This is a genomic window from Bacteroides acidifaciens (assembly GCF_024623065.1).
GTDB classification, from domain to species: Bacteria; Bacteroidota; Bacteroidia; order Bacteroidales; family Bacteroidaceae; genus Bacteroides; species Bacteroides acidifaciens.
Map to the genome: position 1 here is coordinate 1 of NZ_JANJZR010000011.1, position 22,110 is coordinate 22,110.

Sequence of the window (22,110 nt, forward strand, 5' to 3'; positions counted from 1 at the left end):
TCGGACTGCAAAGATAAAAACTTTTATTTATATGTTCCAAACTTTTTCGGAAGTTTTTTGTTTTTATCATCAAGCGGCCCTGCGCTTTGTCACTAAGTCATTTTATCAAGGCTTTCTTCTCTTGGAAAGCGGGTGCAAAAGTAGTTCCTTTTGGGATACACTCCAAATATATCAGGATCTTTTTTCGAAGTTTTTTTGAAGGATTTTGCTAAAGTGTTGAAAGAGAATAATGTTGTAGAACATATTTTTTCAACAGTAGAGAAAGGGGCATGAGAATGAGCAAAGAAACAAAAGTAATACCAGACGCTTTGAAAGAACTTAAAAAAAGCATAGCTTTAGCACTCGTAAAGCACTGCTTTAGCATTAACAAAGCACTACCCTGTTAATAACAAGCGGGTACAGCAGGTACACTTTTTCGAGGCTCTATCACACACGCACGCGCGCGCTATATAATGCCCTTATCACCTGCATTAACAAACACGCTGTATACAATCAAGCGTTTCAATCAAATGAGTGCAGTATTATTCCTAATTTATGAAGGGAGAAAGAGCAACAGGATATAAACAACAAGAACAGCAGAGAGCTCGCAAGATGAGGTAAGGTCTTATAAAATTAGCAAGAGGAACCGCACCAAAATTTGTTTCATTTTAACGGGTAAGGAACAAAACCTAGTGTGGATGAACTTGTTCAAAACTGTGTGGAGATGAATGAAAAATTGTTTTCAATTACTGATTCGCATAAGTAGAACATGAACTTTTGAGTCATAAGTTCCACCAGTTTCACCTTATCTCTGAAACATCGATGGATAAGGAGATAGCGGCATTTCGACAATCAGGTGAAATCGATGAACGGCAATGATCTTATAGTGGCATTTATTATACTTTATTCATTAAGAAAGAGGTAAGTTACACGGTGTTCCGTTATCAAATGATTCAGAACCGTGCGGAAATAAAACAAACTTTTGGTGCGGTTGCCCTGTTTGTCAATAGAAACCACTTAGTCTCAAGCGGTACTTTCTATACCTATTATACGCGCGCACGTGTGTGTGAGAAAATATGCAGTGTACCTACTGTACCTTTTGTACCCGCCGGGCTGTTCATAACTTTTTTTGTGGAGGGTAGCTCTCACCTGGTTGACATCTGAAAAATATCCTCCTGCATTTACCAGCCAGTCTCATCCCATCCGGCAGCCGAATACCATTGCAAAGTCCTAAAATAAGTATTCCATTTTGAATACCTAGTATCCGGTATATAACACCCGATACCCGAATATATATCCGAATCTATATTCACCAATTTATAATCGTCAACATAGTTCTTATATATAACTACCCTTTCCAATTGCTCTTCAAAATCAGAAGGAATATTATTATCAGTCAATTCACGCATAAAAGCTCGAAAATCATATGCCGAATGATCCAAAGAAGACCTCCCATAACCATAATGGGCTTGAAAATAATCTATTTTTCTATTATCAAACTTAACCAGATTGTCCTGATACTGCTTCATAATTGAACAAGTAATATTCGCCAATGCCGATATTTCATTCGTTTTTATCACCGCAATAGTACCCCACGAATAACTATATTCATTTTTATAGTAATCAATAAAGTCCTTTGCGACATTTATAGCATTCTGCTCTGAGTTATCCGCAGACAATAAATATTTCGTTATCTTGAAATAAGGAAAACCCGCACTCATAACCTCTGCAGGAGAAAGAATTAAATAATCAGCAGTATTTCTTAATTCATAAGCAACCTCAACTTGAGACATTAAACAAGCGTCAAATAATATATAATCAAAATGAATACCTGATTGTTCTAAAGCTTTCGATAAATCAGGAATATGAATTTTAGCTCCATTGTCGTCACCAAAAGAACGGCTTTTACTATAGTCCGCAGGCAACCATCCGGTAGCATGAGAACCCAAAATCAGACTATACTTTTCAGCTGGACAGTAAGCCTCCACATCTTTCAATACATTAATTATCACCTCATTTGATACTGAATTCTGGCTACTATAAGTTTTTATCACTTCTCTTTTACTGACAGAACCTTTGCCATCCACTTCATACTTAAACAGAGTCGGGACAGGAAACTCACCTTTTCTACTGCCACCATCCCAATAAATTACAAATGTACCAGGAGACGTAACTTCGCTCAATCCTCGTTCAACTGATGCTATATTGTTATATATATCATTACTGATATCATTGTCTCCAACAAGATACATCAAGACTGTTTTTACCGTTACTGGAACAGGAGTATCATCACCATCACAAGCTGATAAGAAAATCGACAAACATACGAACAAAAGCGATAATATTTTAATATTTTTCATAATATCTTCATGTTTAACGTGACAAAGATAAAAAAATAAGAGATGCCAAACTGCATCTCTTATCATATTAACAAATCAGTTATTATTCTTCCGGTTTCGTAAAGCGGAACTTTTCACCATCAATCCGCGATACCGTTATTCTATTGCTCCGCTTATATTTATTCAGGATTTTCGTTGCTTCCTTCTCCAGCTTCTTTTTGTTTTCGGAGAAGTAAATCATACAAGTACTATTCTGCTGCAATTGATTATCTTCTAAGAAATTCTTCAACTGATAACTATATAATTCACGATGAGCCAAGAATCCTTCCTTGCTAACTTTTGCGCTGCCCAATATCTGAATGTCCGTAAAATAGACTACTGAATCAGTGAATGAAGCAGAGATTCCAAAAGCATAAACAGGTTTAGAATGGTCCTTTTTTAAGGAAAAAGCGGAGCACATGGTAAACACAAGTGCGATGGCAAATAGTATTTTTACGTATTTCATATCATATAATTTTAATTGTGGCAAAGGTAACAAAAAAGAGGAAACAACCTCTATTTATCTTGAAGAAATAGCATTTCTTAGTCATAGATCCATAACAGGACGGGCTTCTTTGCTGCCTTGAGCAATATATCCACCTCTTTCATCACTTCATCGGAGATTACAGGACATCCCTGACTGATGCCCAACGGAAGATGCATCGGATAAACTTCCGTTTCAGGCATAGGAGAATAAGAATGCAGGACAACAGTACGCTTGAAAGCATTATCATTTGTCGCTTCCAATCCATGCAACTTGTAATGTACATTGATTCCCCACTTGCTGTACGAACGTATCCCTACTTTATACTTCCCCAAAGAAGAGCAGTAACTCCCTTCCACATTGCTGAAAACAGGTTTGGAAACCGTACTGTTCTTACCGTATCCATGCGCACACAGACTAGCATATTTGATAGAATCCCCCTTCATATCCCATACAAAGAACCGCCTTCTTCCCGAATGCAGGCTGAAATCTACCAGGAAGCAGTAGTTCGTATTATATCCGTTTTTCGAACAATAAGCCTTTGCCGCCTGCGCTTTTTCACGCAAGCGCTGTTCGGTTTCAGCAGGTACGGCAGTTTTGGAGGCAGTACATCTCCCGTACGCCATTCCCCCCACTCCCAGGAGAATAAAAACAGACAGGATTAAAATAAACTTCTTCATATAACCAGCATAGTATTAAGATAGAACCAACAGCGGACGGTTATCAAATAAAAAGTCGCATAAGTACATTCTTCCATAATGAAAAGTGCGACTTATGCGACTCAAATTCTTTTTCTTTCAGAAACTGATATTTCTTACTTATCCCAAGTAAGATTTGAGCAATTTACTACGATTACTTTGTCTAAGTCTTCTAATTGCTTTTTCTTTAATCTGGCGAACGCGCTCACGTGTGAGACCAAACTTATCGCCGATTTCCTCTAACGTCATTTCCTGTTGTCCGATACCGAAAAACATCTGAATGATTTCTTTTTCCCTATCGGTTAACGTAGAAAGAGCTCTATCAATTTCCCTCGCAAGAGACTCATTAACCAGAGAACGGTCCGCCATAGGTGAATCATCGTTCACCAACACATCCAGCAGGCTGTTGTCTTCTCCTTCCACAAAAGGCGCATCCACCGAAATATGACGGCCGGATACCTTCAGTGTATCAGAGATTTTATCAACAGGGATTTCCAGTTCGTCTGCCAACTCCTCGGGAGACGGACGCCGCTCGTTTTCCTGTTCGAACTTCGAGAAGGCTTTACTGATTTTATTCAGCGAACCTACCTGGTTCAACGGGAGACGAACAATACGCGACTGCTCTGCCAATGCTTGCAGAATAGACTGACGAATCCACCATACAGCGTAGCTGATAAACTTGAATCCACGTGTTTCATCAAACTTTTCGGCAGCCTTTATCAGTCCTAAATTGCCTTCATTAATCAAGTCAGGCAAACTCAAACCCTGGTTCTGGTACTGTTTGGCCACAGATACGACGAAACGAAGATTGGCACGTGTCAGTTTTTCCAATGCCACACGGTCACCCTTACGAATGCGTTGAGCGAGTTCTACTTCTTCCTCGACAGTAATCAGGTCTTCACGGCCGATTTCCTGCAAATACTTGTCAAGAGAAGCGCTCTCTCTGTTAGTGATACTTTTGGTAATCTTTAGTTGTCTCATTCTTTTAAAACAGATTTGGAGTGCAAAGTTACGACAAATAATTTGTTAACATACAAAATTAAGTAACTTTTACACTAAATTTTTCTACTAATAAAACAAAAAGAGATGCCGACAAGTTGTCTATCGGCATCCTTTTTCTAATTCATTAGCTTATCCCGTATCTTGTTACCTTATTTTATACCTTATTCCTGAGTCAAATCAACTGCAAAGTATCCACGTTTACCGGAAGGGAATACACCTGTCAGGAACAATACCTGATTGGGTGACTTAACGGCAGCTTTCATTACTTCTTCAAGGTCGCTGACTTTGCGCATCGGCTGGTCATTAGCTCTGAGGATAATGAAACCTTTACGAACTCCTGCATCTGACATCTTACCGGAAGAAACTCCTGTCACTTGCAAACCGTAACCCAGATTCAATTGTTTCTTCAAATCATCCGGCAATTCTTTGAAAGCAGCTCCCAGGATTTCCATGCCTGTATCCTTCACGATCTTGGTAGTACCTTGCTCGTTCTTCAACGTTACTTCAACGGTCTTTTCCTTCTTATCGCGCATCAGTTTCACTTTCACCTTATCACCCGGACGATGTTTTGCAAGAGCTTCCTGCAAGTCGGCCATATTGGATACTTTCTTATTATTCACACCGATAATTACGTCGTCCACTTTGATGTCAGCTCCTGCTGCAGAACCATTCTCTATGATTTCAGAAACCCATACTCCTTCTACAACACCCAGTTCTTTAGCTTTATCTGCCAGTGTCTTACCGGATTTATCAATCGGCTGACGGTCGTCCATCAAACTGCTACCGATAGAACCACCACGAATACCAAGCAATGCACGTTGTACTGTTCCGTATTGTTTCAGGTCGGCAATTACTTTTGTCATAATGCTGGTCGGGATAGCGAAACCGTATCCGGCATAAGCACCTGTCGGAGAAGAAAGCACCGAATTGATACCTACCAGTTCACCTCTGGCATTTACCAGCGCACCACCACTATTCCCTTGATTGATAGCAGCATCCGTTTGGATGAATGATTCTATACCACCATTATATACACCCAGAGAACGGGCTTTTGCACTTACGATACCGGCAGTTACAGTAGAGTTCAAATTGAACGGATTACCTACCGCCAATACCCACTCTCCTACTTTCAACGCTTCAGAGTCTCCTACCGGAATAGTCGGGAAATCATCACCTTCTATTTTTACCAACGCAAGGTCGGTGCTGGGGTCAGTACCAATCACGCGTCCTTTAAACTCACGGTTATCATTCAGTTTCACACTGATTTCATCCGCACCTTCAATCACGTGATTATTCGTTACGATATATCCATCCTTCGAGATGATCACTCCCGAACCAAAACCTACACGAGGTTGAGACTGTATCTGACGCTGCTGTCCGCGTCCATCACCAAAAAAGAAATCGAAGATGTCCGGCGCTTGCTGAACTGTTCTTGTTTTAGCTTCTTGAGTAGACCTTATATGTACGACAGCATGAAGCGAATTCTCCGCAGCCTGAGTCAGGTCAACAGGTTGAGCGTTCACAGCGTCAAAAGCAGCCAATTTGACATTGGGATTCTGCTTGAACATCTCATTGAAAGATGTCTCTTCAGCAGCTTCGTTAGATTGCAACAATTTGTAAGTTGTCAATCCTGCAACTCCTGAGCTAAGAAGAATGATTGCTCCTACTCCCAGAATGTTCTTTGTTGTCTGTTTCATGATTTATAATTCTTTAAATTGTTAATATTCGACATTGTTTTAACTTTTACGACGTTAAAATAATAACAAATATCGTTCACTTATTCCACTTGTCACTTTTTTTTGTCCACTTTTAACAGAGAATATTTAGAGCTTAACAGCGGTTAACGACAGCACCTGACAAATTTACATTCGTTGTATGTCAGATGGCATTAACACTCTGACATTCAAACACCCACAGTAACCATCAGCTATCATTTACCAACTATTTATAATAAGGATTATTATCCGTAGTATTCATCCCCTTCTCCTTATTAATATAAGGTAGGAAGCGAACGGCAAAAAGCAGACGTTTCGTGTTGAACTCGTCATAGTTCTTATCCGCAGAGTTCATACTACTGATGTGCACATCGCCCAAAGCGTGGATAAACTGCTTATTACCAAGATAAATACCAACGTGAGAGATTCCTTCTTTACGCTCCGGAGTCGCTTTACGACCGAAAAACACTAAATCCCCCCGTTGTACATTGGCAAAATCAGGAGCAATCTCAATATGTTCGCCCACATAAGCCTGTTGAGACGCATCTCTCGGAATAATAATATCATGCATAAAAAGCACGGTACGTACCAAGCCGCTACAATCTACTCCTTTGGAAGAGGTTCCTGCCCACAGATAAGGAACTCCCATCATCGAATAAGCAGTCGCAATGATACTTTCAACATCTTGTTTCAATGAAGCCCTCCATTTTGTTTCTGGTTGAGAAATAGATTTAGAGATGTATGCTTTCCGACCGTCAGGATAAGATACTTTGTAGAAACGCCCTTTGCTTCCCTCCCACTTCAGACGATTGCCTGCAACCACGTCGGACACAGGTTGAGAACTTTCATCCGGTTTTTCATACGCAAATCCGTAGTGCGAAGTAACCACTATCTTTTCCGCCCGGTTCCACTCATCATAACGTTCCTTCGACATGGGGGTAATCACCATCCGGTGTACCCATCCGGTATAATCATCCGGTGTTTGTATCTCGTACCAACCGGTATATTGAAGCACTTTGACCGGCATCCCCAATAATGCCTGTGTACTCATGCCGGAAGTAAATTTGCCTTCTTCGCGCAAATTACAAACAGAGATATGCACTACCCCATAAGCAGAATCGGCAGGCATGGGACGTATTTCCTGTGCTTTCAAGCCGACTGCCGCAATCACCAGAAAACAATAGAAAAGGAGGATATTCTTCTTCATTAAAATTCATTTTAATAATAGCAAAGGTAGAAATTATTTCTATTTGTGGTACTTTCTTTGGCTAAAACAAAATAAATGACGTATTTTTGCAGCCTAAAGCAGTTGGCCGGTCTGTCGCGTGCATGTTTCATGCAGGAGGAAAGTCCGGGCAACACAGAGCATCCTACTTCCTAACAGAAAGCTGTCCGCAAGGGTAGAGTAACGTAGAAGAAAATAACCGCCGCTCCTTTCAGGGAGAGGTAAGGGTGAGAAGGTGGGGTAAGAGCCCACCAGCCGCATGGTGACATGTCGGGCTGTACGTCTTAGGAGTTGTAAGGTCATGTAAACCGGCGTTATGAGAGTTGCTCGCTCCATGTCGGAGGGTAGACCGCTAAAGTGTCGTGGTGACACGCCACTCAGATAAATGACAGACACCTTATTTATATAAGGTACAGAACTCGGCTTACAGGCTGACTGCTTTTTCTTTTTAAAAATCTGATCCATGAAGAAGAAATTCACCGATATATGGAAATTCCTCACGTATGACATTTGGCGCATTACGGAAGGTGAAGTGACTAGAACTAAGTTCTCGCTCTACAATATTATTAAGACCATTTATCTCTGTATCAACCGATTCACAAAAGACCGGATGGCAAATAAGGCATCGGCCCTGACATACAGCACCCTGCTTGCCATTGTCCCGATACTCGCTATCCTGTTCGCCATTGCACGCGGATTCGGGTTCGACAGTTTGATGGAATATCAATTGCGCAACGGGTTCGGAGGAAACATAGAAACCACAGAAGCCATCCTCACTTTTGTTGATTCATATCTTTCACAAACCAAAGGCGGTCTGTTCATCGGAATCGGTCTGGTGATGTTGTTATGGACAGTTATCAACCTGGTCAGCAATATAGAAATCACATTCAACCGTATCTGGGAAGTGAAGAAAGCACGTTCCATGTACCGCAAGATTACAGATTACTTCTCCATGTTCCTATTGATGCCGATTCTAATTGTAGTTTCCGGCGGTCTTTCCATTTTCGTGAGCACCATGCTCAAGCAGATGGATGACTTCGTGCTGCTGGCTCCTATCATGAAATTCTCGATACGCCTCATCCCTTTCGTTTTGACCTGGCTGATGTTCACAGGGCTGTATATCTTTATGCCGAACACAAAAGTGAAATTCAAGCATGCATTTATCGCAGGAGTCCTGGCGGGAAGCGCCTATCAGGTTTTCCAGTACCTATATATCAGCAGCCAGCTGGGAGTATCGAAGTACAATGCTATCTACGGTAGTTTTGCCGCCTTACCACTGTTCCTGCTTTGGTTGCAAACATCCTGGACTATCTGCCTGTTCGGAGCAGAACTGACATACGCGGGACAGAACATCCAAAGTTTCAGTTTCGACCAGGACACCCGCAATATCAGCCGGCGTTACCGCGACTTTATTTCTATTCTGATTATGTCTCTCATAGCCAAACGGTTCGAAAAAAACGAGCCGCCTTATACGGCTTCGGGAATATCGGAAGAGCATAAGATACCGATTCGGCTCACCCACCAGGTGCTTTATCAACTGCAGGAGATACACTTGATTCACGAAGTCGTCACGGATACCAAAAGTGAGGAAATCGGCTATCAGCCATCAATGGATATCAACCAACTGAACGTAGCTATTCTGCTCGACCGTCTGGACACCTACGGTTCGGAAAACTTCAAGATTGATAAAGACGAAGAATTCAGTGACGAGTGGAAAGTGCTGACCGAATCCAGAGAGGAATACTATAAAAAGGCAAGCAAGGTACTACTGAAAGACTTGTAAGAAAACGCAGCCTTAAATCGCGAGAATGAATTTAAATACAATTATATTAGAAAAAATGAAAAGACTACTACTCAGTGCTTTTGCCCTATGCTTTGCAGGAGCAATCGCAGCACAAGACTCACCGTTATGGATGCGTCATTGTGCTCTTTCTCCGGACGGCACAACCATTGCCTTCACTTACAAAGGAGACATCTACACCGTACCGACAACCGGTGGACGTGCAACACAAATCACTACTAATCCGGCTTTTGACACAGAGCCGGTATGGAGTCCCGATGGAAAACAAATCGCTTTTGCGTCCGACCGCATGGGAAGTCTGGATGTTTTCACTGTATCCAAAGACGGCGGAGTCCCCCAACGGCTGACTACCCACTCCGGCAGTGAGAAGCCCATTGCCTACAAGGACAACAAGTATATCTTGTTCACAGCCAATATCGCTCCTTCTACCGAAGACGCCGGATTTCCTTCCGGCCAGTTCCAGCAGGTATACGAAGTGGCTGTGACAGGCGGACGCCCCGTCATGTTCTCATCCATGCCTATGGAATGTATCTCCATCAACAAAGACGGAATGATACTCTATCAGGATAAAAAAGGATATGAAGACTACTGGCGCAAGCATCAGGCATCCCCCATCGCCCGCGACATCTGGAGCTATACCCCCGGAAAAACGCCCGTCTACCAAAAGCAAACGACTTTCGGTGGTGAAGACCGCGAACCTGTATGGGCTCCCGACGGACAGTCATTCTATTACTTGAGTGAGGAAAAAGGTTCTTTCAATGTATTCCAACGCACTCTTGGAGCCGCTACCGCCAAGCAGATTACTTTCCATACCAAGCATCCCGTCCGCTTTTTAAGCGTAGCCGCAGATGGCAAGCTCTGCTACGGTTACAACGGTGAAATCTACACACTTGTTCCGGACGGCAAACCGCAGAAAGTGAGCATCACCATTCTGTCGGACAAGAACGACAAAGACATTATCCGCCAAATCAGAGCGAACGGAGCTACCGACATCGCTGTATCCCCTAAAGGAAAAGAAGTGGCATTTATCATGCGCGGAAACGTCTACGTCACTTCCATTGACTACAAGACAACGAAACAAATCACGAACACTCCTGACCAGGAGCGCAACCTTAGCTTCTCTCCCGACGGACGGACATTGGTCTATTCTTCAGAGCGCAACGGACTTTGGCAACTTTATACTTCGACCATCGTACGCAAGGAAGAAAAACAATTCACCTACGCCACCGAACTGAAAGAAGAACGTCTGACAAAATCCAATGTCGCTTCCTTCGAACCGCAGTTCAGTCCCGACGGTAAAGAAATAGCCTTCCTCGAAAACCGCACCGCTATCCGTGTCATTAACCTGAAAAGTAAAGCTGTGCGCACCGTGATGGATGCCAAATACCAGTATTCTTATGCAGATGGCGACCAGTGGTTCCAATGGAGTCCCGATAGCAAATGGATTCTTTCAAACTTCATCGGCATAGGCGGCTGGAACAATAAAGACGTCGTATTACTGAAAGCAGACGGAAAGGGCGAAATGGTCAACCTGACCGAAAGCGGATATAGCGACAGCAATGCCAAATGGGTGCTCGGCGGAAAAGCAATGATTTGGAACAGCGATCGTGCCGGATACCGCAGTCATGGTAGTTGGGGAAGCGAAGGCGACGCCTATATCATGTTCTTTGACGTAGATGCCTACAACCGCTTCATGATGAACAAAGAAGACCTTGCTTTACTTGAAGAAGCTGAAAAGACAGAGAAAGCGGAAAAAGATAAAAAGGAAAAGGCAGAGAAAGAAAAAGCCGACAAGAAGAAAGATAAAAAAGGAACCAAGAAAGAAGACAAGAAAGAAGACCCGGACAAGAAGAAAAAAGAAGAAGAGGTAAAACCGCTGACTTTTGACCTCGAAAACCGCTTCGACCGCATTGTCCGCCTGACCGTTAATTCTTCTCGACTCGGTGATGCCGTACTTACTCCAAAAGGCGACGCACTCTACTACCTTGCCGCCTTTGAGGGTGGCTATGATTTATGGGAACATAAACTGAAAGAGAACACCACCAAAATATTATTGAAAGGAGTTGGCGGTGGTGCATTAATCCCCGATAAAGAAGGAAAGAATATCTTTATGTGCACAGGCGGACAACTGAAGAAAATCGAAATCGCCGGCAGCAAAATCACCCCGATTAGTTTTGAGGCTTTCTTCGACTACCGTCCTTACGAGGAACGTGCCTATATCTTTGACCATGTCTACCAGCAAGTTAACGACAAATTCTATGTTGCCAATCTTCAAGGAACCGACTGGAAAGGATACAAAGAAGCATACCAACGCTTCCTGCCTCATATCAACAACAACTATGACTTCGCCGAAATGTTGAGCGAAATGCTCGGAGAACTGAACGCTTCACATACCGGAGCCCGTTTTGGTGGTGGCAGCAGCGCACTGCCTACCGCTTCACTAGGCGTGTTCTATGACGAATCATATGATGGCGCCGGACTGAAAATTAAAGAGATTCTTGCTCAGAGTCCTTTCACCCAGAAAAAGACAGATGTAAAAGCAGGATGCATCATCGAAAAAGTAGACGGACAAACCATTGAAGCCAACGCGGATTATTTCCCGTTATTTGAAGGCAAGGTAGGACGCAAAGTTATACTTACCGTATATGACCCTGCTACCAAAAAGCGTTTTGAAGAGACAGTGAAAGCCATCAGTTACGGCACTCAGAGCGAATTGCTTTACAAGCGTTGGGTGAAACGTTGCGCGCAAAAGGTGGAAGAGCTTTCCGGAGGACGCATCGCCTATGTACATATCAAGGGGATGGATAGCCCGAGTTTCCGCAAGATGTATTCCGAACTGTTGGGGCGTTACCGCAATAAAGAAGCAGTCATCGTGGATACTCGTCATAATGGCGGCGGATGGTTGCACGACGATGTAGTAACGCTGCTTAGCGGAAAAGAATATCAGCGTTTCGTTCCGCGCGGACAATACATCGGCAGTGACCCGTTCAACAAATGGTTGAAGCCTTCATGCATGCTGGTCTGTGAAGATAATTACAGCAACGCTCACGGCACACCGTATGTATATAAGACATTAGGCATCGGCAAGCTGATAGGTACTCCCGTTGCCGGAACCATGACTGCCGTATGGTGGGAACGTCAGATTGACCCGTCTATCGTATTCGGCATCCCACAGGTAGGCTGCATGGACATGCAAGGAAAATATCTGGAAAATCAAACTTTGCAACCCGACATTCTTGTCTACAACGAACCGGGAGCGAGCTTGAAAGGTGAAGATACTCAACTGAAAGCAGCGGTAGACCATTTGCTGAAAGAACTGTCAAAAAAGAAGTAAACATATTATTATAAAAGCCCCGTGTATGGGGCTTTTATAATATACTTCTATTATATCCCTATTCTGTAAGTTGGAAATATTTACTTACCGGAATCAATAACGATTATAAGAAACCACTTTCTCTTTCGGCTTCCTCATCTTCTTGCGCTTCTCTTTCATCGGATAGCCTATCGCAATATCCAGCAATACACGTTTGGAAGCAGGAATCCCCGTCAGCCGCTTCATTTCCTTTTCATCAAACCAGCCCAGAATACACGACCCCAAGCCTTCGCTTTCAGCAGCCAACGTGATATGCGCAGCTGTAATTCCAATATCAATCAGCGGGAAATGCTTGTCTTTCACTTTTCCTCCGAGCAAAGAAGTGATATTAGCCGATTCTTCCACAATCAGAATATGCACCGGAGCATCCTTAGCAAACTTGTTCATGCCCAGTCCCGCCGCTGCTTTGCCAATTTTCAAGGCCAGTTCACGGTCGGTTATTACCACAAACTTCCACGGCTGCGCATTACAGGCAGAGGGAGCCATACGCCCCGCCTCAATAATCCGTTCCAACTTCCCGGCTTCCACCGGTCGTTCTTTATCATACGCCCGGTCGCTCTGGCGGGAAAGCACCAATTGCAGAAATTCGCTATATTCCATCTTATTTATATTGAATCATCCGGCTGATATACTTACCTATAATATCAAACTCGATATTCACCACACTGCCAATGGCAAAAGTATGGAAGTTAGTATGCTCGTAAGTATAAGGAATGATAGCCACCTGGAAAGTATCATCCGTAGGGTTACATACCGTCAGGCTGACACCATTCACCGTTACCGAACCTTTATCCACCGTGATATATCCGCGTTTCGCCATTTCCTTATCAAACGCATACCGGAAAGTGAAATACCAGCTTCCCTCCGCATCCTTTATGTCAACGCAAGTGGCAGTCTGGTCTACATGTCCCTGCACGATATGACCGTCCAGACGACCGTTCATCATCATGCTGCGTTCCACATTCACCTTATCCCCCACTTTCAGCAAACTGAGGTTAGAACGTTCTAGTGTCTCTTTCATGGCAGTCACCGTGTACGTATCATCCGTCATGCTCACTACCGTCAGGCATACACCATTATGAGAAATACTCTGGTCAATTTTCAACTCATTCACAAACGAACACTTAAATGTAAAGTGTATATTCTCCTGGTCTTTCACCAGCGCTACCAAAGTAGCATATTCTTCTACAATTCCGGAAAACATAATGTTATTTACGATTTTATGATTTACAATTTATGATTAAAAAACTCTCTTTTATATAGGGCTCAAAGATACGAATAAGCTGGCAGGAAAGAAAATATGAGCATAAAAAAAAGGGGCTTTTCACAAAGCTCCTTTTTTCAGTTTTCAATAGGTATTAGTTTTTTTTAAGGTAAAAAGATTGTTTTCAGGATAACGGTGCAAATATAGGTGCTTTTACCGATATTATCCAAATTATAAAACATGTCATATAACATCTTTTTGAAAAATCTTTGGATTTATTATCATTTGAAGCAAGAACACCCGTAACTTGTCCATTACAAGAGGCAAATATAAGACAAAATTTTAATGACCCCTAATTTCTGTTTAAAAATATGCAAATATTTATTTCTCCGGATAGTGTTCTTCCGTTTTTCCACGGTGCTTTAAGACCTTTGCATCAATGACAAGAAACCGGATTATAACATAAAGAATCAGTAAGAGAGTTTTTAGCCGGTTGGGATGCAGATAATTGGAGATTTGGTTCATTTCCGCACGGGAATGAATCATTCCTTAGGGATATGGCTGTGTACTGAACCAAATTTACGGGTGACCCAAGAATTACAACTGAACCGATATTTTGCCCGTCAATACGGATTTCCCCTTTCAGACGGGCGGCAAAGTACCAATGCTGTGCCGTAAGCCAACGGCAACTGCTCTTCCATATCCGTTTCGTACTTTCGGATTCGCCACCTCGGACACATAGATAGAAACCGACAACCCGAACGGCAAAGCAAAAAGAATGGCGAGCAGGCTTTCCATGCCAACTACGAACGCCATCATCCAATACGTCAGCCAGACGAAAGAAGCTATCGGATATGTCGGACTGGCATACGCCCCCCGCATCAAAACGCTCTCCGTATCTTATGACGGAAGCCACTATGCCACGCCCACAGTGGAGAACGACACCAGCAAGACCTGCCTCATCGTCCGTCCGCTCTACTACTATTACAATGTAAAGAACAAGTCGCTCCCCTGATTCTGCACATTCTTTCACTCGACGGGCAGGACAGCATAAAAAAGAGCGGTTATATTCCAGTTAAATAAAAAAAATGTCCTACTTTTGTAGCCTGAATCATGTATTAACATAAATCGTTATGACAGATATTAAAAACGAAGAAGTACCAAGTGAAAAGAAAAGCCTGAACTTTATAGAACAGGCAGTAGAGAAAGACTTGCAAGAGGGTAAGAATGGTGGAAAAGTACAGACACGTTTCCCGCCCGAACCTAACGGATACCTTCACATCGGTCATGCCAAAGCTATTTGCCTTGATTTCGGCATCGCAGAAAAGCACGGCGGTGTATGTAACCTTCGTTTCGACGACACAAACCCTACCAAGGAAGACGTGGAATACGTAGAAGCCATCAAAGAGGATATCCAGTGGTTAGGCTACCATTGGGGCAATGAATATTATGCTTCCGACTATTTCCAGCAATTATGGGATTTCGCTATCCGCCTGATAGAGGAAGGAAAAGCATATATCGACGAACAGAGTTCCGAACTGATTGCGCAGCAAAAAGGCACTCCTACCCAACCGGGGATGGAAAGCCCCTATCGGAACCGCCCTATCGAAGAAAGCCTGGAGCTTTTCAAGAAGATGAACAGCGGTGAGATTGAAGAAGGCGCTATGGTGCTCCGTGCCAAGATTGACATGGCAAGCCCGAATATGCACTTCCGCGACCCGATTATCTATCGTGTAGTGAAGCATCCGCACCACCGTACGGGCACTACATGGAAAGCATATCCGATGTACGACTTCGCCCACGGACAAAGTGACTTCTTCGAAGGAGTGACTCATTCGCTGTGTACACTTGAATTTGTGGTACACCGTCCGCTGTACGACCTCTTCATCGACTGGCTGAAAGAAGGTAAAGACCTGAACGACAACCGTCCCCGCCAGAGCGAGTTCAACAAGCTGAACCTGAGCTACACGCTGATGAGTAAACGTAACTTGCTGACTCTGGTAAAAGAAGGTTTGGTGAACGGATGGGACGACCCCCGTATGCCGACAATCTGCGGTTTCCGCCGTCGCGGTTATTCTCCGGAATCCATTCATAAGTTTATCGATAAAATCGGTTACACTACCTATGACGCATTGAATGACATCGCCTTGCTGGAAAGCTCCCTTCGGGATGACCTGAACAGCCGCGCTATCCGCGTATCGGCAGTCATCAATCCTGTGAAACTCATTATCACAAACTACCCGGAAGGACAAGTGGAAGAACTGGAAGCTATCAACAACCCGGAAGATCCGGAAGCCGGAAGCCACCTCATCGAGTTCAGCCGCGAATTGTGGATAGAACGTGAGGACTTCATGGAAGATGCTCCCAAGAAGTATTTCCGCATGACACCGGGACAGGAAGTACGTCTCAAAAACGCCTATATCGTGAAATGCACAGGATGCAAGAAAGACGAGAACGGCGTGATTACAGAGGTTTATTGCGAATACGACGCCAATACCCGCAGCGGTATGCCTGATGCCAACCGCAAAGTGAAAGGTACATTGCACTGGGTGAGCTGCGACCACTGCATGCAGGTAGAAGTGCGCTTGTACGATCGTCTGTGGAAAGTGGAAAATCCACGTGACGAATTGGCCGCCATCCGCGAAGCTAAAAAGTGCGATGCCCTGGAAGCCATGAAAGAAATTATAAATCCCGATTCATTGAAGGTATTGCCCAACTGCTATATAGAAAAGTTCGCAGCAACCCTGCCACCACTCTCCTACCTGCAGTTCCAACGAATCGGTTACTTCAACGTAGACAAAGAGTCGACCCCGGAAAAGATGGTCTTCAACCGCACAGTAGGTTTGAAAGACACATGGGGTAAACTTAACAAATAACGAAGCCGACCGGCTTAACTTTATAAAATGGGGCTGTGACAAAAGAGGATATAAAACTTTTGCAACAGCCCCATCTTAGCAATCAAAAAACGATAAAATTAAAATGGGTAGAAAAAATTCACCGTCTGCAAAAAAGGAACTAGTCGAACTAATCACAAACTACGAAGCTGCAAAAGCTAAGGAGCAACAAATCTATCTGGACGGAGATCAATTGGCTGACATTGCCGACTGGTATGCCACCGAACGAAAATTTGACGAAGCGCAGGAAGTCATTACTTACGGACTTCATCTGCACCCGGGAAGCACAGACCTGCTGATAGAGCAAGCCTACCTTTATCTGGACACTCAAAAACTGCAAAAAGCCAAAAAAGTAGCCGCTACAATCACTGAAGAGTATGAACCTGACGTGAAAATGCTGAAAGCCGAACTTCTGCTCAACGAAGGCAAGTTGGAAGAAGCGCAAGAACTTCTAAATTCGATAGAGGATGCTGACGAACTCGTCACACTCACCGATATTGTATATCTCTTTCTGGACTTGGGGTATCCTGAAAATGCCCGGAAGTGGTTGGAGAAAGGTAAAAAACGATATGCCGAAGAGCAGGATTACCTGGCTCTGACAGCCGATTACCTGTTTGCCACACATCAACATGAAGCTGCCGCAAAAGCATATAACAAACTGATTGACAAGGCCCCATACAACGCTTCTTACTGGATGGGACTGGCGAAAATCCATTTCATCGAAGAGAATGTTGACAAAGCAATCGAAGCCTGCGATTTCGCATTGGCAGCCAACGAGAACTGTGGAGATGCCTATGCTTACAAAGCACACAGTTTTTTCTACCTGAACAATGCGGACGAAGCCATCGAGAATTATCAAAAGGCTATTGCATATAAGTCAATCCCGCCCGAACTGGGCAATATGTTTATGGGACTGTCATACGCCAACAAAGAAGAATGGCAGAAGGCAGACGAATATTATACGAAAGTAATCGACTGTTTTGAAAAAGAAGGAGAAAGCGACTCTATCTTATTGATAGACACATATACCAGCAAGGCTTATGCCATCTCCCATTTGGAAAGATATGAAGAAGCCCACCAGCTCTGCGATAAAGCCAAAAAGCTGGGGCCGAACGAAGGACTTAGCTATCTGACGGATGGAAAAATATATCTGGCGGAAGAAAAGGAAGACCAGGCAGCCGAGGCTTTCAAAAAGGCCATAGAAATTAATCCCGGCGTGGAAATGTGCTATATGGTAGCGTCCACTTATTCGGACAACGATTATCTGTACGAAGCCAAAGAATACTACAAGATGGCCTACCAGCTCGACCCGAAGTATGAGTTGGTAACGGAAAAACTGAGCGTTCTCAGTCTGATGAGCAACGAAATAGAGGACTTCTTCAAATACAACAATGAATGTAAGAATCCGCTCGACTCAGATGTCATTCTCGACCTGCTTGCCAGTCCTAACCATAGGGAAGAAGACGAGCAGACTCTTAAAGAGGTATTGAAGCGAATGAAAAAAGAAAGCAAAAAGAAAGGAAATAAATAATCAATTTAATAAACTCTATCCCTAAAAAACATGGAATCAGTAGCTTTTATCCAGTGGTGTCTGGATCATTTGAATTATTGGACTATCACCTTATTAATGACCATTGAAAGTTCTTTTATACCTTTTCCTTCGGAAGTGGTCATCCCGCCGGCTGCCTACAAAGCAGCAGTCAACGACGAGCTTAATATTTATCTGGTAGTTCTGTGCGCTACTATCGGGGCTAACATCGGAGCGTTAATCAACTATTACCTAGCTAAGTGGCTGGGACGCCCCATTATTTACAAGTTTGCCAACAGCCGTATCGGGCATATGTGCCTGATTGATGAAGCTAAAGTTCGCAATGCCGAAGTCTATTTCGACAAGCACGGTGCACTTTCCACCTTTATCGGCCGGTTGATTCCCGCTGTCCGCCAATTGATTTCAATACCTGCCGGACTGGCTCAGATGAAATTGCATACATTCCTTATCTATACTACTTTGGGAGCCGGATTATGGAACACCATTTTAGCAATCATCGGTTATCATCTGGCTAAAGTTCCCGGCATTGAGAGCGAAGCGCAGCTTATAGCCAAAGTGACGGAATACAGCCACGAAATAAGCTACGGATTTATTGCCATCGGTGTATTTGTCGTTGCTTTCCTGATTTATAAGGGAATGAAGAAGAAATGATACATTTCAGGCACGGATTTATTTTGGAAATCCGTGCCTGAATTTTCTCTTTAATCTTAGAAATTGAACTGTACTCCTACTCCCAATATCTCCTTAAACTGTACATGGGCACCTTTCGTCCCGTCTTTCTGCGCAATCTTCACATCATCGTCATACATCAGATTGGTAGTAAGTGTAGTCGAGAACCACTTATTGATAATCATATTCACCTGCACTTCCCAGTTGACGTCTATATTCAGCGGCTTATGCAGATAATCGGAATATAAGTCCAGACGTGAATATACAGTCATATTTTTCAGAAATTCATATTTCACTTCCCCTTTTAGGTTGGTACCGAAGCCGGACAACAAATGCTTGCCGGAATCCACTCCGTAAACTCCTTCATCAGAGAGGCGGTCATTCAGTACAAATGTACCGCGCCAGGAAGCAGGAGACAATACAACTGTAAATATCTTACCGGGGTCATACGTGAAGCCCAAACCTGTAATTACTTAATACTTATGTTATTTTATAGCTGCCAGCACCTTGTCATAGTCAGGTTCTTGTGTAATCTCGGGAACAAGTTCCGTATAAGCCACTTTGCCGTCCTTGCCGATTACGACTACCGCACGCGCCAGAAGCCCTGCCAATGGTCCGTCCGCCATGCGTACACCGTAGCTTTCGTCAAAATCGGAGAAGCGGAAATCCGACAATGGAACTACATTTTCGATACCTTCTGTCGTGCAGAAACGTGCGTGAGCGAACGGAAGGTCTTTAGAGATAGCCAACACGACCGTGTCCTTCATCCCGGCAGCCATCTTGTTAAACTTACGTACAGACGTAGCGCATACGCTTGTGTCCAGACTCGGGAAAATATTCAAAAGCACATTCTTGCCGTTCAAGTCTTTTAGCGAGAAAGAAGACAAATCTGTTTTCACCAGTTCGAAGTCAGGAGCGACTTTACCTACTTGTATAAATTCACCGATCAGTTTCACCGATTGTCCTTTGAAATTTGTTGTTGCCATAATGCATGTATATTTAAAATTTACTTTATATAGAAAACAACTATTACCCAAAATATGTTCACGAAAAAACTTTTCTAAATTTAGAGCCTGTTTAAATTTTCCTGAGATTATGTTAGATAGGCTTTACCGACCTGTTTTTATTCGTCACATAGTCTTCGTCATGCTCCTCACAACAACAGAAAATATACTCGAAAGCAGCTCTCAAAACTGTGTCGGGCAAAACTCGGAGCAGGCTCTTAATAACCCACTTTTCATTCATTAATAGAAAAGTTCTCTTTCATTAATTGTAAACTTCTTATTATCAGCATGTAAACTTATTTTTCGTTAACTGTAATCTATAAACGCAAGCTTCGTTTATAAAAACAAAGGCTTTGATTATAAAAACAAAGCTTGCAATTATATAATCAAAGCTTGCGTTTATAGTTTGCATCGAATGAAAAGAAAGTTTCCTTCCTGTCCGAAGGAACTTTATACTTAATGGGCGGGAAGTTTTCTATTAACAGCCAAGAGCGCAACTGTTAATACCCCTTCCGCCAACTACAGACGGACGCGACAAGAAAAGCTGGGGTAAGAGCTATAATATTATGACTGAAGAGAATTTAAACAGGCTCTCAATTTGTTATTCCCCAACGAAATCATTCCAGTATTCAATCTAAAATATCAAATTGCTGATAAGCGGCATTCTGGGAATCATCTTTGCCATCAGCAATAAAAAAGGCGTGCCCAGTGGGGGATGGTACATGGGATTCGACATCCTTGCTATCTTCTGCTCACTGCTGATATTGTGGCTGCCTGCCGTCGGAGCGCTTTACGCAGTGTACATGATTTCTTCTACTTTCCTCATTATCTGACTTTTCCGCATCATGCTCTCATTCGAACTAAAAAATCTGCATAAAAGAAAATAAAAAGCTTTCGGCGCTTACTTTGGTATTTTGTTTATCTTTGTAGGCAATTTACATATATCAATTAATTAAAAAGGAAGAAAATTATGGCAATGCATACATGGTTTGAATGCAAAATCCGTTATGAGAAAGTAATGGAGAACGGAATGCAAAAGAAAGTAACCGAACCTTATCTCGTTGACGCGCTTAGCTTCACAGAAGCTGAAGCACGAATCATCGAAGAAATGACTCCGTTTATCTCAGGAGAGTTTACCGTTTCGGACATCAAACGTGCTAACTATAGCGAACTTTTCCCCAGTGACGAAGAAAGTGCCGACCGCTGGTTCAAATGCAAACTTATTTTCATCACGCTGGATGAAAAAAGCGGTGCGGAAAAAAAGACTTCCACACAAGTATTGGTACAAGCTGCCGACTTGCGTGACGCTGTGAAGAAACTGGACGAAGGCATGAAGGGAACAATGGCGGATTATCAAATCGGCATGGTGTCCGAGACACCGTTGATGGACGTATATCCGTACAGTGCCGGCCCGAATGACAAACCGGAGTTTGATCCGTCAAAAGCATAAGTGACAATGAGTATTGCTGACAATTTAAAGCAAGTGCTGGCCGAGCTCCCGCAAGGAGTCCGGCTGGTTGCTGTCTCAAAATTCCATCCCAATGAAGCGATAAAAGAAGCATATCAGGTGGGACAGCGTATTTTTGGAGAAAGCAAGGTGCAGGAAATGACAGCTAAATACGAAAGTTTGCCCAAAGACATCGAATGGCATTTTATCGGACACCTGCAAAGCAACAAAATCAAGTATATGATACCATACGTAGCGATGATACATGGGATTGATACTTATAAACTACTGGCAGAAGTCAACAAGCAAGCAGCCAAAGCAGGACGTGCCGTCAACTGCCTGTTACAGATACATGTGGCGCAGGAAGAAACGAAATTCGGTTTCAGTCCTGAAGAATGCCGGAAGATGCTGGATGCCGGAGAATGGAAAGGACTCACCCACGTGCGGATATGCGGATTGATGGGAATGGCCAGTAACACCGATGATATAGAACAAATCAACCGGGAATTCCGTTTACTTGACAAACTCTTTCATGAGCTCAAAGAAACTTGGTTCGCCGGTTCGGATGACTTCCGGGAGTTGTCGATGGGAATGTCACACGACTATCACGAAGCAATTGCCGCAGGAAGTACCTTAGTACGGGTGGGAAGCAAGATTTTCGGAGAACGTAATTATAATATTTAACCAA

16 protein-coding genes, 1 other RNA gene and 3 pseudogenes are annotated in these 22,110 nt (G+C 43.2%); 10 read left to right on the forward strand and 10 right to left on the reverse strand.

Going from position 1 to position 22,110, the window contains the following annotated elements; all coding sequences use genetic code 11:
- Positions 1–1,160: 1,160 nt before the first annotated feature.
- The 6 genes from NSB03_RS04995 to NSB03_RS05020 all read right to left on the reverse strand — a co-directional run bounded on the left by NSB03_RS04995 (position 1,161) and on the right by NSB03_RS05020 (position 7,463).
- Positions 1,161–2,339, reverse strand: a complete 1,179-nt coding sequence (locus tag NSB03_RS04995; protein WP_024988241.1) for a clostripain-related cysteine peptidase — start codon at positions 2,337–2,339, stop codon at positions 1,161–1,163.
- Positions 2,340–2,421: 82 nt separating this feature from the next.
- Positions 2,422–2,823, reverse strand: a complete 402-nt coding sequence (locus NSB03_RS05000) for a hypothetical protein (RefSeq protein ID WP_024988240.1) — start codon at positions 2,821–2,823, stop codon at positions 2,422–2,424.
- 77 nt (positions 2,824–2,900) lie between these two features.
- Complete coding sequence (locus tag NSB03_RS05005; protein WP_121767082.1) at positions 2,901–3,521, reverse strand: murein L,D-transpeptidase catalytic domain-containing protein; 621 nt, start codon at positions 3,519–3,521, stop codon at positions 2,901–2,903.
- 138 nt (positions 3,522–3,659) lie between these two features.
- On the reverse strand, positions 3,660–4,520 hold the full coding sequence (locus NSB03_RS05010) for a sigma-70 family RNA polymerase sigma factor (protein WP_002561589.1): 861 nt from the start codon (positions 4,518–4,520) through the stop codon (positions 3,660–3,662).
- 182 nt (positions 4,521–4,702) lie between these two features.
- Positions 4,703–6,238 (reverse strand): trypsin-like peptidase domain-containing protein, encoded by a 1,536-nt coding sequence (locus NSB03_RS05015; protein ID WP_024988239.1) that lies wholly within the window; start codon positions 6,236–6,238, stop codon positions 4,703–4,705.
- A 244-nt stretch (positions 6,239–6,482) separates the two neighbouring features.
- A complete protein-coding gene (locus NSB03_RS05020) occupies positions 6,483–7,463 on the reverse strand; it encodes a C40 family peptidase (protein ID WP_257466259.1) in 981 nt (326 codons plus the stop codon).
- Positions 7,464–7,561: 98 nt separating this feature from the next.
- On the opposite strand from NSB03_RS05020, the gene rnpB reads away from it, so the two are divergent.
- The 3 genes from rnpB to NSB03_RS05035 all read left to right on the forward strand — a co-directional run bounded on the left by rnpB (position 7,562) and on the right by NSB03_RS05035 (position 12,616).
- An RNA gene (gene rnpB / locus NSB03_RS05025) (RNase P RNA component class A) lies at positions 7,562–7,924 on the forward strand.
- A gap of 20 nt (positions 7,925–7,944) precedes the next feature.
- Positions 7,945–9,264, forward strand: coding sequence for a YihY/virulence factor BrkB family protein (locus NSB03_RS05030; RefSeq protein ID WP_024988238.1), 1,320 nt, complete (start codon positions 7,945–7,947; stop codon positions 9,262–9,264).
- 55 nt (positions 9,265–9,319) lie between these two features.
- Entirely contained in the window at positions 9,320–12,616 is a 3,297-nt protein-coding gene (locus tag NSB03_RS05035; protein WP_024988237.1) for a S41 family peptidase, read from the forward strand.
- 93 nt (positions 12,617–12,709) lie between these two features.
- Here the strand turns inward: NSB03_RS05035 and NSB03_RS05040 are convergent, their stop codons facing one another.
- On the reverse strand, positions 12,710–13,255 hold the full coding sequence (locus NSB03_RS05040; protein WP_024988236.1) for a nitroreductase family protein: 546 nt from the start codon (positions 13,253–13,255) through the stop codon (positions 12,710–12,712).
- Position 13,256: 1 nt separating this feature from the next.
- Complete coding sequence (locus NSB03_RS05045) at positions 13,257–13,859, reverse strand: riboflavin synthase (RefSeq protein WP_024988235.1); 603 nt, start codon at positions 13,857–13,859, stop codon at positions 13,257–13,259.
- 778 nt (positions 13,860–14,637) lie between these two features.
- Between NSB03_RS05045 and NSB03_RS05050 the strand changes: the two are divergent.
- The 4 genes and pseudogenes from NSB03_RS05050 to NSB03_RS05065 form a co-directional block, all read left to right on the forward strand.
- Positions 14,638–14,942, forward strand: a pseudogene (locus NSB03_RS05050) (PstS family phosphate ABC transporter substrate-binding protein); the annotation flags it as partial.
- Between the two features lie 50 nt (positions 14,943–14,992).
- On the forward strand, positions 14,993–16,735 hold the full coding sequence (locus tag NSB03_RS05055) for a glutamine--tRNA ligase/YqeY domain fusion protein (protein WP_024988233.1): 1,743 nt from the start codon (positions 14,993–14,995) through the stop codon (positions 16,733–16,735).
- A gap of 103 nt (positions 16,736–16,838) precedes the next feature.
- Positions 16,839–18,284 (forward strand): tetratricopeptide repeat protein, encoded by a 1,446-nt coding sequence (locus NSB03_RS05060; RefSeq protein ID WP_024988232.1) that lies wholly within the window; start codon positions 16,839–16,841, stop codon positions 18,282–18,284.
- 30 nt (positions 18,285–18,314) lie between these two features.
- Positions 18,315–18,953 (forward strand): DedA family protein, encoded by a 639-nt coding sequence (locus NSB03_RS05065; protein ID WP_024988231.1) that lies wholly within the window; start codon positions 18,315–18,317, stop codon positions 18,951–18,953.
- 56 nt (positions 18,954–19,009) lie between these two features.
- Here the strand turns inward: NSB03_RS05065 and NSB03_RS05070 are convergent.
- Together NSB03_RS05070 and tpx are read right to left on the reverse strand one after the other, a co-directional pair.
- Positions 19,010–19,438: pseudogene (locus NSB03_RS05070) on the reverse strand (DUF3078 domain-containing protein); the annotation flags it as partial.
- Positions 19,439–19,456: 18 nt separating this feature from the next.
- Positions 19,457–19,957, reverse strand: a complete 501-nt coding sequence (tpx, locus tag NSB03_RS05075) for a thiol peroxidase (RefSeq protein WP_024988229.1) — start codon at positions 19,955–19,957, stop codon at positions 19,457–19,459.
- A gap of 725 nt (positions 19,958–20,682) precedes the next feature.
- On the opposite strand from tpx, the pseudogene NSB03_RS20860 reads away from it, so the two are divergent.
- From NSB03_RS20860 to NSB03_RS05090, 3 genes and pseudogenes are all read left to right on the forward strand, one after another.
- A pseudogene (locus NSB03_RS20860) lies at positions 20,683–20,808 on the forward strand (HdeD family acid-resistance protein); the annotation flags it as partial.
- Between the two features lie 137 nt (positions 20,809–20,945).
- Positions 20,946–21,425 carry a DUF4494 domain-containing protein gene (locus tag NSB03_RS05085; RefSeq protein ID WP_005678170.1) on the forward strand — a complete coding sequence of 160 codons (480 nt, stop codon included), beginning with the start codon at positions 20,946–20,948 and terminating at the stop codon, positions 21,423–21,425.
- A gap of 6 nt (positions 21,426–21,431) precedes the next feature.
- Positions 21,432–22,106, forward strand: a complete 675-nt coding sequence (locus NSB03_RS05090; protein WP_024987179.1) for a YggS family pyridoxal phosphate-dependent enzyme — start codon at positions 21,432–21,434, stop codon at positions 22,104–22,106.
- Positions 22,107–22,110 lie beyond the last annotated feature (4 nt).

Coding starts and splice junctions, on each gene's coding strand:
- NSB03_RS04995 (WP_024988241.1), bottom strand. CDS start 2,339: ATGAAAAATATTAAAATATTATCGCTTTTGTTCGTATGTTTGTCGATT.
- NSB03_RS05000 (WP_024988240.1), bottom strand. CDS start 2,823: ATGAAATACGTAAAAATACTATTTGCCATCGCACTTGTGTTTACCATG.
- NSB03_RS05005 (WP_121767082.1), bottom strand. CDS start 3,521: ATGAAGAAGTTTATTTTAATCCTGTCTGTTTTTATTCTCCTGGGAGTG.
- NSB03_RS05010 (WP_002561589.1), bottom strand. CDS start 4,520: ATGAGACAACTAAAGATTACCAAAAGTATCACTAACAGAGAGAGCGCT.
- NSB03_RS05015 (WP_024988239.1), bottom strand. CDS start 6,238: ATGAAACAGACAACAAAGAACATTCTGGGAGTAGGAGCAATCATTCTT.
- NSB03_RS05020 (WP_257466259.1), bottom strand. CDS start 7,463: ATGAAGAAGAATATCCTCCTTTTCTATTGTTTTCTGGTGATTGCGGCA.
- NSB03_RS05030 (WP_024988238.1), top strand. CDS start 7,945: ATGAAGAAGAAATTCACCGATATATGGAAATTCCTCACGTATGACATT.
- NSB03_RS05035 (WP_024988237.1), top strand. CDS start 9,320: ATGAAAAGACTACTACTCAGTGCTTTTGCCCTATGCTTTGCAGGAGCA.
- NSB03_RS05040 (WP_024988236.1), bottom strand. CDS start 13,255: ATGGAATATAGCGAATTTCTGCAATTGGTGCTTTCCCGCCAGAGCGAC.
- NSB03_RS05045 (WP_024988235.1), bottom strand. CDS start 13,859: ATGTTTTCCGGAATTGTAGAAGAATATGCTACTTTGGTAGCGCTGGTG.
- NSB03_RS05055 (WP_024988233.1), top strand. CDS start 14,993: ATGACAGATATTAAAAACGAAGAAGTACCAAGTGAAAAGAAAAGCCTG.
- NSB03_RS05060 (WP_024988232.1), top strand. CDS start 16,839: ATGGGTAGAAAAAATTCACCGTCTGCAAAAAAGGAACTAGTCGAACTA.
- NSB03_RS05065 (WP_024988231.1), top strand. CDS start 18,315: ATGGAATCAGTAGCTTTTATCCAGTGGTGTCTGGATCATTTGAATTAT.
- tpx (WP_024988229.1), bottom strand. CDS start 19,957: ATGGCAACAACAAATTTCAAAGGACAATCGGTGAAACTGATCGGTGAA.
- NSB03_RS05085 (WP_005678170.1), top strand. CDS start 20,946: ATGGCAATGCATACATGGTTTGAATGCAAAATCCGTTATGAGAAAGTA.
- NSB03_RS05090 (WP_024987179.1), top strand. CDS start 21,432: ATGAGTATTGCTGACAATTTAAAGCAAGTGCTGGCCGAGCTCCCGCAA.